13 protein-coding genes are annotated in these 17,511 nt (G+C 53.3%); 10 read left to right on the top strand and 3 right to left on the bottom strand.

What is annotated here, in order from left to right:
* The first annotated feature begins 36 nt into the window (after positions 1-36).
* The 3 genes from V3O24_RS07765 to V3O24_RS07755 are packed head-to-tail and all read left to right on the top strand — an operon-like array spanning position 37 to position 5,806.
* A complete protein-coding gene (locus V3O24_RS07765; RefSeq protein ID WP_331306813.1) occupies positions 37-1,224 on the top strand; it encodes an efflux RND transporter periplasmic adaptor subunit in 1,188 nt (395 codons plus the stop codon).
* The gene (locus V3O24_RS07760) at positions 1,221-4,337 is read left to right on the top strand and encodes an efflux RND transporter permease subunit (protein ID WP_331306812.1); all 3,117 of its coding nucleotides are present in this window, start codon (positions 1,221-1,223) and stop codon (positions 4,335-4,337) included. Before V3O24_RS07765 ends, V3O24_RS07760 begins: the two co-directional genes overlap by 4 nt.
* Positions 4,338-4,351: 14 nt before the next feature.
* Positions 4,352-5,806, top strand: a complete 1,455-nt coding sequence (locus V3O24_RS07755; RefSeq protein ID WP_331306811.1) for a TolC family protein — start codon at positions 4,352-4,354, stop codon at positions 5,804-5,806.
* A gap of 401 nt (positions 5,807-6,207) precedes the next feature.
* Here the strand turns inward: V3O24_RS07755 and V3O24_RS07750 are convergent, their stop codons facing one another.
* The gene (locus tag V3O24_RS07750; RefSeq protein ID WP_331306810.1) at positions 6,208-9,270 is read right to left on the bottom strand and encodes a Tn3 family transposase; all 3,063 of its coding nucleotides are present in this window, start codon (positions 9,268-9,270) and stop codon (positions 6,208-6,210) included.
* A 249-nt stretch (positions 9,271-9,519) separates the two neighbouring features.
* Between V3O24_RS07750 and V3O24_RS07745 the strand changes: the two genes are divergently transcribed.
* Positions 9,520-10,101 carry a recombinase family protein gene (locus V3O24_RS07745; RefSeq protein ID WP_331306809.1) on the top strand — a complete coding sequence of 194 codons (582 nt, stop codon included), beginning with the start codon at positions 9,520-9,522 and terminating at the stop codon, positions 10,099-10,101.
* Between the two features lie 259 nt (positions 10,102-10,360).
* On the opposite strand, the gene V3O24_RS07740 is transcribed toward V3O24_RS07745, so the two are convergent.
* The gene (locus tag V3O24_RS07740; protein WP_331306808.1) at positions 10,361-11,005 is read right to left on the bottom strand and encodes an NADPH-dependent F420 reductase; all 645 of its coding nucleotides are present in this window, start codon (positions 11,003-11,005) and stop codon (positions 10,361-10,363) included.
* Between the two features lie 122 nt (positions 11,006-11,127).
* On the opposite strand from V3O24_RS07740, the gene V3O24_RS07735 reads away from it, so the two are divergent.
* Positions 11,128-12,075: a LysR substrate-binding domain-containing protein gene (locus V3O24_RS07735; RefSeq protein WP_331306807.1), complete on the top strand. Its 948-nt coding sequence runs from the start codon at positions 11,128-11,130 to the stop codon at positions 12,073-12,075.
* Positions 12,076-12,157: 82 nt separating this feature from the next.
* On the opposite strand, the gene V3O24_RS07730 is transcribed toward V3O24_RS07735, so the two are convergent.
* On the bottom strand, positions 12,158-13,081 hold the full coding sequence (locus V3O24_RS07730; RefSeq protein ID WP_331306806.1) for a LysR family transcriptional regulator: 924 nt from the start codon (positions 13,079-13,081) through the stop codon (positions 12,158-12,160).
* Positions 13,082-13,219: 138 nt separating this feature from the next.
* Between V3O24_RS07730 and V3O24_RS07725 the strand changes: the two genes are divergently transcribed.
* The 5 genes from V3O24_RS07725 (at position 13,220) to V3O24_RS07705 (ending at position 17,187) form a co-directional block, all read left to right on the top strand.
* Positions 13,220-13,600: a DoxX family protein gene (locus V3O24_RS07725; RefSeq protein ID WP_331306805.1), complete on the top strand. Its 381-nt coding sequence runs from the start codon at positions 13,220-13,222 to the stop codon at positions 13,598-13,600.
* 59 nt (positions 13,601-13,659) lie between these two features.
* Positions 13,660-14,499, top strand: a complete 840-nt coding sequence (locus V3O24_RS07720) for a pirin family protein (RefSeq protein ID WP_331306804.1) — start codon at positions 13,660-13,662, stop codon at positions 14,497-14,499.
* Positions 14,500-14,565: 66 nt separating this feature from the next.
* Positions 14,566-15,636 carry an alkene reductase gene (locus V3O24_RS07715; protein ID WP_331306803.1) on the top strand — a complete coding sequence of 357 codons (1,071 nt, stop codon included), beginning with the start codon at positions 14,566-14,568 and terminating at the stop codon, positions 15,634-15,636.
* 218 nt (positions 15,637-15,854) lie between these two features.
* Positions 15,855-16,421 (top strand): TetR/AcrR family transcriptional regulator, encoded by a 567-nt coding sequence (locus tag V3O24_RS07710; RefSeq protein WP_331306802.1) that lies wholly within the window; start codon positions 15,855-15,857, stop codon positions 16,419-16,421.
* 115 nt (positions 16,422-16,536) lie between these two features.
* Positions 16,537-17,187, top strand: a complete 651-nt coding sequence (locus V3O24_RS07705) for a glutathione S-transferase N-terminal domain-containing protein (protein WP_331306801.1) — start codon at positions 16,537-16,539, stop codon at positions 17,185-17,187.
* Positions 17,188-17,511: the final 324 nt, after the last annotated feature.

Here is a 17,511-nt window from a genome sequence, read left to right as displayed (position 1 = left end):
AACATATCATAACCAACTACCGAAGGAAGAAGCAAAATGCCGAAACCCAAAATTCCGTTAATGTCGGCTGCCTATAACCGACTAGAATCCGCATTCATCATTAAGACTAAATCCTGGCCCTTGGCTTGGTTGCTGCTACCATTAACGATAAGTGTAGGATGCAGCGATCAGCATGGACAAACGCAAACCGTTTTCCGTCCGGTGAAAGTGTTTCGAATCGGGGAGCCAACCATTAATAGTGTTAGGGATTTTGCCGGGGAAGTCAGGGCAAGAGTCGAGACGCCTTTATCCTTCCGGGTGGCCGGTAAACTGCTGGAGCGGAAAGTTGACGTTGGTGATCGTGTACGCAAAGGTCAGCCGCTGGCAATGCTGGACAGCAACGATTACCGTCTCGCCGTGCAGGGCCTTAAGGCTCAGCTGGCTTCCGCGCAGGCCGACAGCACTTTCTTGCGGGACGATCTGGCGAGATACCGCGAACTGCTGACCCAGCAAGTCATCAGCCCGCCGGAGTTCGAGCGGCACGAAACCGCTTATACCACAGCGCGGGAGCGGACGGCGGCACTGGAAGCGCAATTGGCTCAGGCGCTTAACCAACTGACTTACACCGAGCTGCATGCCGACCGCGACGGCGTCGTTACGGCGTTGGAAGTCGAGGCAGGGCAGGTGCTGGCTGCCGGCCAGACTGTGGTTACTCTGGCCCAGCTCGACGAAAAGGAAATTCACTTCGACGTACCCGAGCATCGTCTTCCAGAAATCCAGCGCCAACAAGCCGTTAGCGTGTCTTTATGGTCCGACGACGAACGGCTACTCAAGGCAAAAATTCGCGAGATCGCCTCGGCAGCCGATCCGGCCAGCCGCACCTATCGTGTCAAGGCGACCTTGCTCGAAGGCATGGACGCCGCGCAATTAGGCATGACGGCGACCGTTCATATAGCAGCGAACACCGCTTCCCGCATCGCCATCCCGCTTTCCGCCGTCTATACCCTGCAAAACCAGCCCGATCATCCCTCGGTCTGGCTGGTTGACGAGCAGGCTGCCACGGTCAAATCCATGCCGGTTCGGTTGGGCGAAACGCTGGATGGCGAACGCATTGCCGTTGAGGGACTTGCCGCCGGCCAATTACTGGTCAGCGCCGGCGTTCAGCGCCTCGCCGAGGGGCAGGCTGTCCGCTTGCCGGAAGAACCGGGATTACCTAAGAATCGCGGCGGCGAGGGGCAGCCATGAAAGCATTTAATCTCAGCGAATGGGTCCTTAAACATCGCTCCTTTACCGGTTTTATGATCGCACTGGTAGTGCTTGGCGGCCTATTCGCTTATTACCGGCTGGGCCGGCAGGAAGATCCGCCGTTCACGTTCCGAATCATGGTCGTCAAAACCCTCTATCCCGGTGCCACCGCGCTGGAAGTGGAACGGCAGTTGACCGATAGGCTGGAAAAGAAAATCCAGGAGTTGCCTAACCTGGATTATCTGCGCAGCTATTCGAAACCCGGCGAATCGGTGATTTTCGTCACGCCCCGCGAGGATACGCCACCCAAGGCGATTCCCGAGCTTTGGTATCAAGTGCGCAAGAAGGTTGACGATATCCGCATGACGCTGCCGCCCGGCAGCATCGGCCCGTTTTTCAACGACGAATTCGGCGATACCTATAGCCTGATCTACGCCTTTTCCGGTGAGGGCTTTAGTTATGCCGACCTGAAACAGGCGGCCGATTCGGTCCGCCAACAGCTTTTGCGGGTCAAGGATGTCGAGAAGGTCGATCTGATCGGCGTGCAGGACGAAAAGCTTTTCGTCGAATTTTCCGACAAGAAGCTGGCCGAATTGGGTCTGGATGCGGCGGCGGTTGCTCAAGCCTTGCAGGCGCAGAACGGCATGGCGCCGGCCGGCACGGTATTTTCCGCGCAGCGCAATCTACCGATACGCCTGACCGGCTCTTTCGACTCGGTGGATAGTGTTGCCAATCTGGCGGTACGCATCGAAAATCGAACCTTCAAGGTCGGCGATTTTGCCAAGGTGACTCGCGGCTATGTCGATCCTGCGGAATTTAAGATGCGTTTCAACGGCAAGCAGGCTCTTGGCCTCGGCGTAACGATGAACACCAAAGGCAATGTTATCGACCTGGAAAAAGCGGTGGAAGACGCGTTGGCCCGCATCGAAACCGAGTTGCCGTTAGGCGTGGACGTGGAGCCGGTCGCCAATCAAGGGCAGGTGGTTAAAAATCAGATGGCGGAATTCGGCCGTACCTTCTTCGAAGCCCTGGCCACCGTGTTGGTGGTGAGCTTTTTGAGTCTGGGCTGGCGCACCGGGTCCGTGGTGGCGCTGACCGTGCCGCTGGTGCTGGCCGCCACCTTGTTGGTCATGCTGCTGTGCGGCATTGATCTGCAACGGATTTCATTGGGCGCTTTGATTCTGGCGCTGGGCCTGCTGGTGGACGATGCGATGATTGCCGTCGAGATGATGGCCCGCAAGCTGGAAGAAGGCTGGGACCGAATGCGCGCCGCGACGTATGCCTATCGTGCCACGGCCTTTCCGATGCTGACCGGCACTTTAATCACCATCGCCGGTTTCTTGCCGGTGGGTTTGGCCCAATCCTCGGCCGGTGAATATACCGTGGCGATTTTTCAGGTGGTGGGCATTTCGCTGATACTGTCGTGGATAGGCGCTGTGGTGTTCACCCCGTATTTAGGATTTTTGATACTCAAGGTGCATACCAATGCCGATGGCCCGGTCCACGACCTGTTCGACACGCCGTTCTACACCCGCTTGCGCCGTTGGGTGGATGCCTGCGTGGCGCACCGCAAGAAAGTCATTATCGCCACGCTGGCGTTGTTCGGTCTCGGTGTGTTGGCTTTAGCCCATGTCCCCGAACAGTTCTTCCCACTATCCAACCGGCCGGAAGTCATCGTCGACCTGTGGCTACCGGAGGGAAGTTCCTTCGAACAAACCGAAGCCGCCGCCAGCCGCATGGAGGCTTTACTGGCTAAGGACGAGGACGTGGAACATGTTGCCAGCTATATCGGCAACGGCACGCCGAGGTTTTTCATGTTGATCGTGCAGCAACTGGCGAATACCAATCTGGCCGAATTGGTGGTGATGACCAAGGATAATAGGGAGCGCGAACGGGTGATGCAGCACGTCCGGCAGATTCTTGCGACGGATTTCCCGAATGTCCGCGGCCGGGTGAAGCGCCTCAATGTCGGGCCGCCGATGGATTATCCGTTGACATTCAGAGTGCTCGGTGAAAACCCCAACGTCGTGCGCGGCATTGCCGACCGGGTGGCCGAAGTCGTGCGTAACCATCCCGGCACCGTGGATGTCAACGACGACTGGCATGACCGTATGCCTTCGTTCCGCTTAGTCTTGGATCAGGACAAGGCACGCGCCCTCGGCGTTTCGACGGCCAGCTTGTCGCAAGCCTTGCAGGCGCATTACACCGGCATCCCGGTCGGGCAATTGCGCGAGCAGGATAAATTGATCGACATCGTTTGGCGGGCCAGTCCCGAATTGCGCACCGCCGCCGACGAACTGCCGGACGTCGCGGTTCGCACGGCTAATGGCAAGTCGGTATCGCTATCGCAGTTCGTCAAGTTCGAAACCGTGTTCGAGGACGGCGTGCGTTGGCGGCGCAACCGCTTCCCGGCCATCTCGGTACGTGCCGACGTGGCCGACGGCAAGATGGCCCCGGACGTGGCGGCGGAAATCATCCCTAAACTTAAACCGATTCAGGATAGCCTGCCGGCCGGCTATTTCATCGAAACCGGCGGCTCCAAGGAAGACGCGGTGACCGCGCAAAAATCTATCCTGATCTGGATTCCGCTGGTGCTGATCGTCACGCTGATCTTGTTGATGATTCAGTTGCAGAATCTGTCCAGGACTTTCATGGTGTTCAGCACCGCGCCGCTGGGCGTGATCGGCGCTGCCTTCGCCTTGCTGTTGTTCCGGGCGCCGTTCGGTTTCGTGGCCTTGCTCGGCATCCTGGCGCTGGCCGGCATGATCATGCGCAACTCGGTGATATTGGTGGATCAGATCGAGCAGGACCAAAACGCCGGGCTGGATGTCTGGTCGGCCATCGTCGAATCGACGGTGCGGCGTTTCCGGCCGATCATGTTGACTGCGGCGGCAGCGATCCTGGCAATGATCCCGTTGTCGCACAACGACTTCTTCGGTCCGCAGGCCATCGCGATCATGGGCGGGCTGACGCTGGCGACCGCGTTGACGGTGTTCTTCCTGCCGGCGCTGTATGCGGCGTGGTTCAGGGTAGAACGTGCGCAGCCGGATGCCGAATCGGCCCCAGACGAATTGCCGCTGGATGATGCCGCACTCACTGACCCTAGAGTCTAATTTGGAGTCTAATAATGAATAGCCGATATTTAACACCACTAACTATTATGTCCTTGGCTTGGCTAAGCGCCTGTACGCCGACCCGTGTCGGCGACCAAGTAACTCTCAATAGCCCCGCAAAATGGCAACACTCGTCTAACATCCAAATCGCTGAAACGGCGGACCTGAAGACTTGGTGGCAAGGATTCAACGATCCCTTGCTGAACGAGTTGATAGACAAAGCCTTGGCCGCCAACCACGACCTCAAGATCGCCACTGCTCGCGTCCGCGAAGCCAACGCGATGGTGACCGGCGCCGAAGCGGCGTTGTATCCCAGCCTCGATTTCTCACTCTCCGGCGGCCGGGAAAAACGCATAGACCGTATAGTCGGCGTACCGAGCGGGCAAGGCATCAAATTGATTACGCCCACTGCCGATGCCGTTAGCGGCGGATTGGCGGCACGCTGGGAAATCGACTTGTTCGGAGGCCGGCATTTGGAAGCGGAAGCCGCCGCCGCGCAAGCCGAAGGCAGTCAAGAAGGCTTGCATGCGGCGCAAGTCGGCCTGCTAGCTCAGGTGGCGACAAACTATCTGGAGCTGCGCGGCGTGCAGCAACGTACCGGCATTTTGCAAAGAAATATCGAGTTGCAACGCGAACGATTGAGGACTTTGCAGGTATTTCTTAAAGCCGGACTGGCTAACGAGGCGGATATGGCCCGTCAGCAAACGCTGTTGCAGAGCACGGAAGCGACACTACCGGTACTGACCAACGCCGAGCAAAATCTGATCCATCGTTTGGGCGTGTTGCTGGGAGAGCCGCCGGAAAACCTAGAAAACCGACTGGCTGGCGTCGGCCCGTTGCCGAAGGCAACGCCTACTATGCCAAACCTGTTGCCGTCCGATTTACTGGTGCAACGTCCCGATTTGCGTCTGGCGCAATCCGAAGTCAGTGCGGCGGCGGCCAGCCTGGGTTCTGCGCGGGCCGATCTATATCCAAAGCTGGTAGTGTCGGCCAGTGGTGGTGTCGGCGCGCTGGCGGTCGGCGGTTTTCCGAGTCTAGCTGAGAGCGTTTACGCGCTAGGCTCAGGGCTTTCGGCGCCGATATTCAACGCCGGACGCATCCGCGCCCATATTGCCGCAGCCGATGCGCGGCTGGATCAGGTCGCTGCCAATTACGAGCTTACCTTTTTGCTAGCCCTGGAGGACGTGGAAAACGCCTTCGTCGCGCATCGTTCCGCCAGGGATCGATTCAGCCAATTGACTGAAGCGGAAGGGTCGGCGGAAAAAGCTTACCGGCTGGTCGACGCGATGTATCAATGTGGTGCAGGCGATTATTTGGTCGTTCTGGATGCGCAGCGCAGCAAACTGGCCGTCAGCGACGAACGTGCAAAAGCCGAAACCGCAGTCAGCGTGGCGATGGTGTCGCTTTACCGGGCTTTCGGTGGCGGTTGGACAATTCATAGTGGTATCGATAAAGCCTCGATACGGTAATCAACGGTGGATAAGATCGCACGGCAAGCACTTGGAAAAGCGATGAACGCCATCATTAGACTTCGCATAATACATGCAGGCTTATGTAGAAAAGCCCCGGTGTAAGATCGTTAGATCACCGGGGCTTTTTTGCATAGGGCGCATTATGCGAGGTCTTGGGCGATTGTTTCCCGATGTCTAACTAATCAATCCCGAAAAGCGATCTGATTCTGTCCTGGCCAGTCCCGACCTGATCGGCCTGTCGAAAAAATATCCTGGATTTTCTGCTTTATTGTTCTCTTAAAAGAAACAATTATCTTGTTTCTTTAGCTAGTGTTTTTAATTCTTCTACATTCACTTCTTCTAGGGGTTAATTAACCAAAAGAACGGTTTGTCCCGGCATCCATCTGGAGCCCTTGGTATCACTGTCTTGCAGCCGAAAAATCGATTTCAAAATCGCCAATCAGTTTTTTGATAACTTCTTGAATACTAAGAAGACTTCCCCGGTTGTAAAATTCATACTTGCCAATGAAGTTAATATGCTGCCAGGCAACGGGCGAAAAACGCAGTATTTCTTTGGCCTTGTCTGGGTGTACGGATCGATAATGCTGATGAAGTGCCGACAAAATGGTCGCATTATAGAAAATCACCGCATTGGCAATAAGCCGAATGGATTCGGCATTGATGTCGAGTTCAATTTCAGTCTTTCCATTCAGCATCCTGCCGCCGCTGACTTTGGCAATGGTAGCGCTTAATTGGTGATAGGATTCGCCTCGATTCAATGAACCTTGCACCACTTCGCGTACTTCCTTGTTGTCGATATAATCCAGCAAATAGTTGGTCTTGATAATTTCATCGAAGGCGATCAGCGCTTTCAAGGTCGGATTGAGCTTTTTGTAAGCGGATAATTTACTGACAATCTGGCTTTGTGTCGTTTTTTTAGTGGCCAATGAAGCCAGTATTCTCAAGACTTTATCCCATTCCTTGATAATCAGTGCTTTATTGACCTTTTTGCTGGGTTTGATAATTTGTTTGGCATAGTGCTCGATCTCATCGAAGCTCACCAGGTCATGTTCGGATTTGTCACGCAACTGAGTAAAGCGCGGCATAAACCGGTAACCGAACATATACATCAGTGCGAAGTTGACGCGATTGATGCTGTGCATATCGCCGGAAACAGCCGTAATTTCAACATCCGAGGTATTGCTTTCGACAATATCCAACAAGAAGTGGCTTTCATGCTGATTGGCGCCGATGACCTTAAGGCAAAGCGGCAGATGATTGGCATTTAGCGAGAATAAGACAACGCCTTGCAACATGCCGAAATATTTCTTCGAATACCGTGATTTGATCGTATGGTATTTCGTTGCGAATTTTTGACCGTCAACACTGGCGTGGACGCCATAATCAGACAAGTTGTACTCCGAAAAAATGGGTAACTTGGCCGTATGATTCATGATGGCATCATTGGCTGTAGCGAGGGTTTGATAGCGGATATAGTTTTTATTCACCCGGTCCAGGTCTTGCTCTTTCACGTCGCTGATCGCTTTCATTTTTTTGGTTTCTGTACCGGTCGCATTGGCGATAATGCAGGCATGAATGACTTCAGGATCGGCGGTTGATTTCGAATATTTGGGTTGGAGATGCGAAAATGATTTTAGAAAGCCGGTGGCTTCTGCCGAAAATCGGAGAATATCGGCAATACTTGAAACGTGCAGCTTTTCATAAAAAGGATTGTTAATGTCGTCATCCAGCCGGGTATAGGGCAGCGTCCATTTGACGATGTCGCCTTGCTTATTGTGTTGAAGTTTAAGACTGGAGTTTTCGCCGGATTGAATGTGTTCATTCGCCAGGTCGTATTTGGTTTTCAGGTTTTTTTCGAGCTCGGCCAGCAAGGTGGCAATGTCCATCGACAACAACGGCATATTGAGTTGCTTAAGAATCTCATCTTTGTGCTCGGCCCAGTATTCAGCATCAATCAATTCATCGTCCAGGGTACGATAGCTGATGCTGTCTTTGATAAAGACCGTGTTGTTGGCAATACCTTGTTTGATCTGGTGATAAACCATGCATTCGTAGCGGTCGCCATCCACCAGTTTGACTACTTTTTGACCGTCAACTTTTACTTTGAGAGTGAGAAGCTTTTTTAGCGATTGGGGAAAAAAGTTCAAGGGTACATCTTGATACGGATAGTCCCGAAATGATTGGCCGCCGCTCAGGTGTTTTCTTAAAAACTCAATCGCCTGCGTCAACCCCTCATGCGTGCAAGAAAAGTCCAACACCTTGAATAAGGGGCGAATATTCTTTTTAATGGTCAATGCCTGTTGCGTATAGTATTGCCAGCGGTAAAAGTCTCGATCCAGATTAGGCTTTTTAAAATCATCCAGGAATTGTTTGTAATCGGCCATGGGAACCACCTCAAAGGCTTTGGCTCTCACTTGTTCATCAGGAATACGGTTATCAATATTGATGGCTAACACCTGGCAGGCCTGATTTCGCAGTTTTGTATCGACGTTTGTCAGCAACTCAATTTTTGAGCGTTGATAATCTTCGGCGTCATCGGCATATTTGTTCATTTTCTGGATTAAGCTGGTCACCAGAGAATCATTGATTTTAAGAAACCGGCGATGAACGTAGCAAAGCAAATACAACCGGGTCAGGTTTTTATCGGTAAAGCGCCTGAGTTTCTGGATGGTGTAAAATTCCGCCAGATTCGCATAGTAGATAATATTCTGCTCTGATAGCCCCAGTTTTGGCATCAGCAGCCGGGACTGCTGGTAAATGCCGAGGATCAGTTGTTGTTTGGCCACGCTATTTTTGATTTCCGTGGTGCTGAAATTTTTCTGATCTTTTTTGAGTAACGTGAGGTTATAAAACAGCTCGTCGTTTTGTAACAACTTATCCAATTGCGCACGGAGTGCTTTATCGGCATCGGTGTACAGCTTATTGACCAACCGGTTGCGTTCTTCCTGAAGCGCGGTCGAAATAATATCCTGGAAGGTTGAATACGCCGGTCTGATCACATTTTGTTGTTGGCAGTAGATCAGCAAGCCTTCCAACACGAATTTAGCCAGCGAGTGACGTTTGACCAGTACCTTGGCTTCTTTGAGTAATTGGGTCTGAAGACCGGTATCGGCCTCTTTCAAACCGAATTTACGCATCACTTCACAGCGGTTCCGGTAGTGATGATTTTTCGATACCTGTTTTTTAGGAAAGGGTTCTTCCGGAAAATACAGTTGCATAATAAACGCCGTATCCGCCTTCACCCTTTGGAAGCTGAACAAGAAGAAATAATTGACGGCCCGGTAATAACCAAGCTGCAAGATATAGTCAACTTTACGGGCGATGTTGTTTTCAAGGCTATCGAGTATGGCTATGTCATCGGCATCGAGGGAGAACAGAAATGACCGTTCTTCATCATCCAGCGAGGGTATCGCATAAAGCGAGTTGATTTCGTCCTGGGTTAATATGTTCAGTCGTGCCATGCTGTTTTGTATCGTTGCTGATGGTTGTTATGGCACGAAATATTCCGGGCGGCCATTTTGTCGCTGTTCCTCTTAATAGCCCCTTTGGTAATACCCGTCTCTGAAAAATAGAGCTTTGGTAAATCTAGTCTATCAATAGACCTTGCTCTAGTGATAGATTAAATAAGGCCTTAAAAGACTATCAATAGAATCAATTTTGATTTATGATCGACACTCTATCACAACATTAGAGACTCTTGTGAGGGAAAAATGATCATCGGATACGCCAGAACCTCGACCGTCGATCAAATAGCCGGTCTTGAAGCACAGCTGCGGGAACTCGAAGCCGCCCAGTGCAAAAAAATCTTTCAGGAGCAAGTGTCTTCCGTCGCCGTCCGCGCACAACTTGAAGCCGCTTTGGAATTTGCGCGGGAAGGCGATGTGTTGGTGGCCACCAAACTCGACCGGTTGGCTCGATCCGTTGCCGACCTCATGGCCATTATCAAAACGCTGGAACAAAAAGAGGTTGGCTTACGGATTCTGAATCTCGGCATGGACACGCAGACCCCGACCGGTAAGCTGATGCTGACCGTTCTGGGCGGCGTTGCACAATTCGAGCGGGAAATGATGCTGGAACGGCAACGGGAAGGTGTCGCTAAAGCCAAAGCAGCGGGTAAGTATAAAGGTCGAACACCGTTGCCGACCGAGTTAAGGCAAGAAGTCGTAAGCCTTGCCGAAAGCGGTATGGCAAAAGCCAAGATTGCCCGAGAGTTGAAAATCGGAGAAGCTACTGTTTATAGAATTCTGGCGGCCAGCAAAAATTATAGTAAAGCAGCCATTGGCAATGAATGATATCGCGTGGATTGCTCGGCAGGAATCGACCCTAACCGGTCAGACAGCGTTGAAACTATGCTGCCGGAAAGCCGCCATTTATGAATGACGGCAACCGAGACAACACCTGAATGGTGATGCAAGAATCGCGCGGTTGCGCCCCTGCTCCTTAGCCTTGTAGAGCGCTTCGTCGGAAACCTTTACTATACAAAGTTACATCTATCGAAATTGGCATCTGCTCTGCCACCATAACCGTTGCTGATGACAGAGCTCAATACCGTTATTCCTTGATGAAGTTTGTCATGGCTAATGCACCGAATGGGAGTTGCATCAACGGTCCGCCAACATCGAGGGGGCCAAGATCAACAGGGAAAAATCCGGTGGTTTCAAGTAGTTTGCGGACTTCGGCCTTTGCCGCAGCATCGTCACCCGAATAGAATAGAGTACGTTGCCCACCGGCAACTTCTGGCTGCGACAGTACTCTGGCATCCAGATGGTTGAATGCCTTAACGACGCGTGCACCTGGCACCAACTCACGGAATACCGCGCTCGAATACTGGTTGCCCAGATCGATTGCCTTGATACCGTAAGCGGCGAGTGGATTGCTTGGGTCTTTCGCATCAGGCAAGTTCGGATCAAGGAATAAGACCGGATTGGTGCCGTCGATTACGATACGATTATTCCAGGCTGGTAAGCCGCTCAATAATGACTCAAGCGCGACCCAAGGCACGGCCACAAGCACGATATCCGCACTGGCAGCTTCTTCTACTGTACCAGCCGTAATGTTGGGACCCAATTCTGCAACCAGGGCTGCCAGCGATGCAGGCCCAGATTTGTTGGCGATTGTTGCTGAAAGACCTTTTTGGGAAAGTGCGCGTGCAACGTTGGAGCCTAAGGCGCCAGAACCAATAATACCTATTTTCATGATGTTTCCTGTGAATGAAGTGGATAAGCTGTGTGACGGGTTTGAATTTTAGGCGCTTCCGGTTTCTAGCAGTAGTAGTGACCTGTTAGAATCTGTTTCAATTATTAGTTGAAAGTTGAATCATGGAAACCCTAGCCAATCTTGAGTCTTTCGTCCGGAGTGCCGAAACGGGCAGCTTTTCGGCGGCGGCGCGCCGGTTGGCACTGACGCCAGCGGCGGTCAGCCGCAACGTCGCCCAGTTGGAGCGCAACCTAGGGGTGAAGTTGTTCCAGCGCAGTACGCGCGGCCTAACCCTGACCGAAGCGGGCGAGCATTTCCTACAGTCGGTACGGGTTGGTCTCGACAGCATCCAAGATGCGATTGCCAGCATCACTGTCAATGCCGGGCAGCCCGCCGGAGTGCTCAAGCTAAGCGCGGCTCCGGGGTTTGGGATGGATTATCTATTGCCGCTGATGCCGGCCTTTCTCGAGCGGTATCCGGCAGTGACGCCGGACTGGTATTTCGATAACCGACCGGTGGATTTGATTGCCGACGGTTTCGATGCGGCGATTGGTGGTGGTTTCGATCTTCCACCGGGCATGGTGGCGCGCGAACTGGGACGTATACATCTGATTGCGGTGGCATCGCCGGCTTTCCTGCGAGGTAAAAATCGTCCCCAGGATCCAACCGGACTTGCCGAACTCGCCGGCGTGACGCTGCGTTCACCGCTAAATGGCCGCGTGCGTACGCTGGTCATGCGCAACAGCGCCGGTACCGAGTTGGTAGCGATTCAAAAGCCGGTGATGATGGTCAACGATCCGGACGCGCTTTCCCGCGCGACGCTGCTGGGCCTCGGCGTCGGTCTGGTTGCCGTTCCGCATGCCGCGCCGCATCTGGAAAGCGGCGCACTGGAGCGACTGCTGCCGGACTGGCATGGCGACATCGGGCCGCTTTCACTGTATTTCTCCAGCCAAAAACTGCTGCCGGCTAAAACGCGCACTTTTGTTGATTTCGTCACCGAGGCTTTCCGTGCGCAGAAGTTGGCTCAAGTTTTATCGGTCAGGAGTCAAGCACGCGGGGACTCGGCCTGACGTACTATAGACTAAGCCATACATCCATTGGCTAATTCGACCGGCTCTGCAATTTAGAGAGCCTTAAGGTTACCCAGGCCTCTCAGTCCGAAACGCCTCTGCTAGTGACGACCAGCGCACTACCCAGCTTCTCCATTACCAATGCAATAAATGCTGTCACCGCCAACGGTAGTTGACGCCGGCTCGGATAAAGCACATGCAGACCGTAGCCCCTGCGCTGGTATTGAGGTAATACCGGTACCAGCAGGCCGGCTTGAAGGTCGAGTCTGGTAATGGCGGATGGCAGCAATGCAATTCCGAGACCGGCCACCGTAGCCTTGCGCAGAGCCTGGGCTGTATTGCCGTTAAAACGGCTGCTAACCTGAACCTCTTCTTCCACGCCATCTGGCCCCGCTAGCCGCCACGTTGTGAGGCCGCTGGGATGACTAAAGCTCACGCAGTCGTGATTCACCAAATCTTGCAGCGTGCCAGGTGCGCCGCGAGTAGCGATGTAGCTGGGGCTGGCCATCATGCCGTCGCTGCCGGCACGCAGAATTTCGCGACCGATGTAACCCGAGTCCTGCAATGGGCCGCCACGAATCGCCAGGTCGATCCGATCGGCAATCAAATCGGCCTTGGTATCGCTAAGCACAAATTCGAGCCTCACCCGTGGATGGGTGGACAGAAAATCGGCCACCCATTCCATTGGGAAAAAATCAAAGAAATCAGCTGTCGCGGCAACGCGCACTAAGCCGCTTGGTTCCTGGTTGCCCGTCAGCAATTCCTGTCCAGCTTCGGTCAGGCCGTCGATCGCACCCGCGCAACGTTCATGGAATGCCTGGCCGGCACTGGTGAGCGTGAGCTTGCGGGTGGAGCGTTGCAATAGCCGCGTGTCGAGTTGCGCCTCGAGTTGCTGGACGCGCCTACTCACGGTGTTTGGAGGCATACCCAGGCGTCTCGCCGCTTCTGCAAAGCTGCCGCTGCGTACGACTTGAACAAACAAGGCAATGTCATTTAGATCGAGCATAGGGTCATAATTACAATCATTTATGGATGAGTCTAATCAGACTACGCCATCTAGTCAATTAATCAGGCTGGCTATATCCTACTGACGACTGGGGCGCAAGTCCCGTCAATTCTATAAATCAAACGTAAGGACATTTTCATGACTACTTCTTCACTATCTCTCACGCAACGCCGGATTGTTTGGGGCGTTCGTATACTTTTGGCCCTAGCTTTCGGCACGGCCGGCGGTGCCAAGCTTGCCGGCGCGCCGCAGATGATCCAGGTGTTCGATGCCATCGGCGTCGGCCAATGGCTTCGCTACCTGACGGGCGCGATTGAAGTCGCCGGCGTGCTGCTGCTGTTGGCGCCTAGCGCTGGCTTCTTCGGCGGCTTGCTGCTGAGCGCGACCATGATTGGCGGCGTGGCGACACATCTGGTTGTAATCGGCGGTAGTCCTGTACCTGCGATGGTGCTGGGCCTGTTGTCCGCCTTCGTAGCTTGGCGGCTAAAACCCATATCCCAATCGAGCGAGGCACACTGATGCATGGTATTTCTCTCTGTTCTCCCTGCAATCTCAATCAACCCCTTATGACTGCCGCAATGACCACTAAAGCTCGCGCCATCGTCTTTCGCACTCGCGGCAGCACTCATGGACCAATTACACGGCTCGTGAGTCCGGGCGATTTGGGGGAGTTGTTGAAACCTTTTGTGTTTCTTGACCTCTTTGGCTTCAAGTCCAAGAATGGTCAAAAGGGCTTCGATATGCACCCGCATTCAGGAATCGCGACGTTGACCTTCATGATCGAAGGCGATGTGACGTATGAAGACACGACCGGCAAGGCCGGCGTCCTGCAAGCGGGAGGCGTGGAGTGGATGCATGCAGGCAATGGAGTATGGCACGCCGCCGGCCCAGCCACCGAGTCACCCATTCTTGGCTTCCAGCTTTGGGTGGCCTTGCCCGCTTCGGAAGAAAATGCGCCAGCGCAAAGCCTCTATCTGATACCTTCTCAGGTCCCCCAGGACGGTCCTGCGCGCGTCCTGCTCGGGCGCTATGGATCGGCACAGAGCCTTATTCCTGCACCTTCGGACATGAACTATCTCGCTGTAAGCCTGAAAGACGGAGAGCGCTGGCGTTACACGCCGCCTGCCGGCCACACCGTGGCATGGCTGGCGGTCAGCGCGGGGCAGCTCGACATGGAGGAACCTGTCAGTGCCGGCGAACTTGTCGTGTTTGAAGAGTCCGGCGAGGCCATCGATTTCGTGGCGCAAGGCGACACGACCTTCGTGCTGGGTTCGGCGGTAAAGCATCCGCATGACCTGGTGTTGGGCCATTACTCGGTGCATACCAGCAGAGCGGCGCTTGCACAGGGCGAAGCCGAGATTCAGCGCATCGGCAAGCATCTGCGGCATGAAGGCCGTATCGGTGCGAGTTGGCTGTAACGGCTCACCACGCACATTTTTACTGAATTCCCGATCCATCAATCCTTGATTTGAGAGATGTACATTATGACCACTAAAAATATCGACCGCCTACTGTCCCCCATTCAAATCGGCTCACTGCCATTGAGGAACCGGATGGTTATGGCGCCGTTGACGCGTAGCCGGGCCGGCGAAGGTGACGTACCGACCCCCACCGTTGCCGAGTACTACCGGCAACGCGCTACTGCCGGCCTCATCATTTCGGAAGGCTCGCAGATTTCAGCACAGGGGAAAGGTTACCTGGGAACGCCCGGTATTTTTACTGAGGCTCAGATTGCCGGTTGGAAACAAGTGACCAACGCTGTTCATGCGGAGGGTGGATGCATCTTCCTGCAACTCTGGCACGTTGGTCGGCTGTCTCATTCGTTGGTGCAGCCCAATGGTGCGCTGCCAGTGGCTCCGTCCGCTATCAAAGCCGACGGCGAAATCTTTACCTACGAGGGACTCAAATCCTATGAAACTCCAAGGGCACTGGAGCTCAATGAGATTCCAAGTGTAGTCGCTGACTTTTGTCAAGCAGCCGAAAACGCCAAACTGGCCGGCTTTGATGGTGCGGAGATTCATGGGGCCAACGGCTATCTGATTGATCAGTTTCTACGCGATGGCACGAATACCCGGACCGATGCCTATGGCGGCTCGGTGGAAAACCGTGCTCGTTTCATGAAGGAAATAGTCGAGGCAGTCATCACGGTGTTCGGTGCTGACCGTGTTGGTGTCCGGCTATCGCCCAATTTCAACATCTTCTCCATCAGTGACAGCAACCCTCGGGCAACTTTTGGCCACGCGGCTGATGTACTCAGCCGGTATGGACTGGCTTACCTGCATGTCGTGGAACTAGGCGAAGGGCAATTCGACTTTGCCGAATTGAAGAGTCGGTTCGGCGGTACGTACATCGCCAACGGCGGCTACGACGCCGAGCGAGCTGCGGCAGCCGTCAGTACTGGCAAGGCCGATCTGGTATCGTTCGGCACTCATTTTTTGGCAAATCCCGATCTCGTTGAGAGGTTCAAACGCGGTGCCGCGTTGAATGAAGCCGACCCATCAACGTTCTATCAAGGGGATGAGCGTGGCTACACCGATTATCCAACTTTAGCTTAAACCACGAAGCGGGCGGCTGCCGGTTTCCTGACCACAGGAGTCGGCACCATACCTACGGGCGGATTTCATTTACACGCTAGGCTGAATGAGCCTCTTCAATACTGAATGTATCGAAAAACCAGGTGAAGGTAATGTCAGTACTGGTTTTTTAAGGCATTCCTGAATTGTTACTATGGGTAAATTGCCGGATTTTTCACCGTCTGATCATTTTTTCATTTATGGCCCGCAATCTTCAAAAACACATTCTGCAAATTGCTTCCGGGTTGTTCTATTCTCAAGGTATTAGAGCCACAGGCGTTGATGCGATTGTCAAGGCAGCCGGCACCACTAAAATGAGCCTATACAAATACTTTCCGTCAAAACACGATTTGGTATTAGCGTATTTGCACAAAAACCGCGAAGCCTTCGGCGTACGGATTAGTGCGGGCATTTACGCACACGCCGACAGTCCCAAACAAAAAATGTTGGCGATTTTCGATGTTTTTGACGAACCGCAATCCAGTCCGAAATTTCGTGGCTGTCCGTTTATCAACGCTTCCGCCGAATTTGCCGAAAATGCCCATCCGATTCGACAGGCAACTGCCGAGTTTTCCGAGTCCTTTGTCCAATTATTGGCCGATTTGGCTCGCGAGGCCGGCGCCAATGATGCCGAACAATTAGCCAATCAATTGGCAATGCTGATTGCCGGTGCGATAGCCAAAGAGCAGATGCAGCAGCAATCCGGTGCGATGCGAAGCGCCCGTGCCGCAGCAGAAATACTGATAGCACATAGCCTGACCGGATGACTAAAAAATAAACGCTGCCGGAATTTTTCATTATTTTTGTCACTAACTTGGCACGCTTTCCATTAATTGTGGTGCTGTTGCTATCAGCGAGGTATCAACCCTAAAAGGCAAACAAATGATTCACCTCTACACTTGGGCGACACCCAATGGTCACAAAATTTCTATTGCACTTGAGGAGATGGGATTGCCCTATACCGTCTACCCCGTCAATATCGGTAAGGACGAGCAATTCGCGTCTGACTTCCTAAGAATTGCTCCCAACAACAAGATCCCGGCGATCATTGACGATGACGCGTTAGGCGGCCCACTCTCGGTTTTCGAGTCAGGCGCTATCCTGATCTACCTCGCCGAAAAGACTGGCAAGTTTCTAGCCCAGTCAGGGCCAGAGCGCTATAGAGCGCTGGAATGGCTGAGCTGGCAAATCAGTGGTATCGGTCCAACGCTGGGACAATTGGGATTCTTCGCCGTTAGGTCGCCAGAAAAAGTTCCACTGGCGATAGAGCGCTTTACAACGGAATCTGCGCGTCTACTCAACGTGATGGACAAACGATTGAGTGAAACACCTTTTCTCACCGGGTCCAACTACTCAATCGCGGATATTGCGTGCTATGGATGGATATTTGCCGCAAAGTCCTTTTTTAAGGACGCGCTTGGCGAACAGTTTACAAACAAGACAGCACTAAACGACTGGGTAGAGCGTGTCGGCGCGCGTCCCGCCGTGCTACGTGGAATGTCTGTGCCGAAGCCTACACCACACTCTGGTTAAACCTCATATTGTTGAGCTCAACCTGTAACTCTTTGAAGGGGATTTTGACCTATCCGATTGCAACTATCTTCTGGAATTCGCTGGATGGGCGCTTCTGTTTCACGGCCCAAAACTTGCCACTCATGAACTACCGCTTATGGCCGACGCTTGCCGATCAACAAACTAAATTGCTAATGGCCGCTAATTTTACATTTCGCGGTTTTAGTTAGTCAGCCCTGAAAAAAGCCCCCCAACCATGCCTACCTCCGATCTCAGCCGGTAACAAGTTGTTAAGCGGAACCCAGGGTACCTGTCAGCCGAAACAGGGATGGTTTAATCGTTTTA

The sequence above is a fragment of the Methylobacter sp. Wu8 genome (genome assembly GCF_036440755.1).
Classification (GTDB): Bacteria; Pseudomonadota; Gammaproteobacteria; order Methylococcales; family Methylomonadaceae; genus Methylobacter_A; species Methylobacter_A tundripaludum_A.
This window is presented reverse-complemented; position numbering and strand designations above follow the sequence as displayed.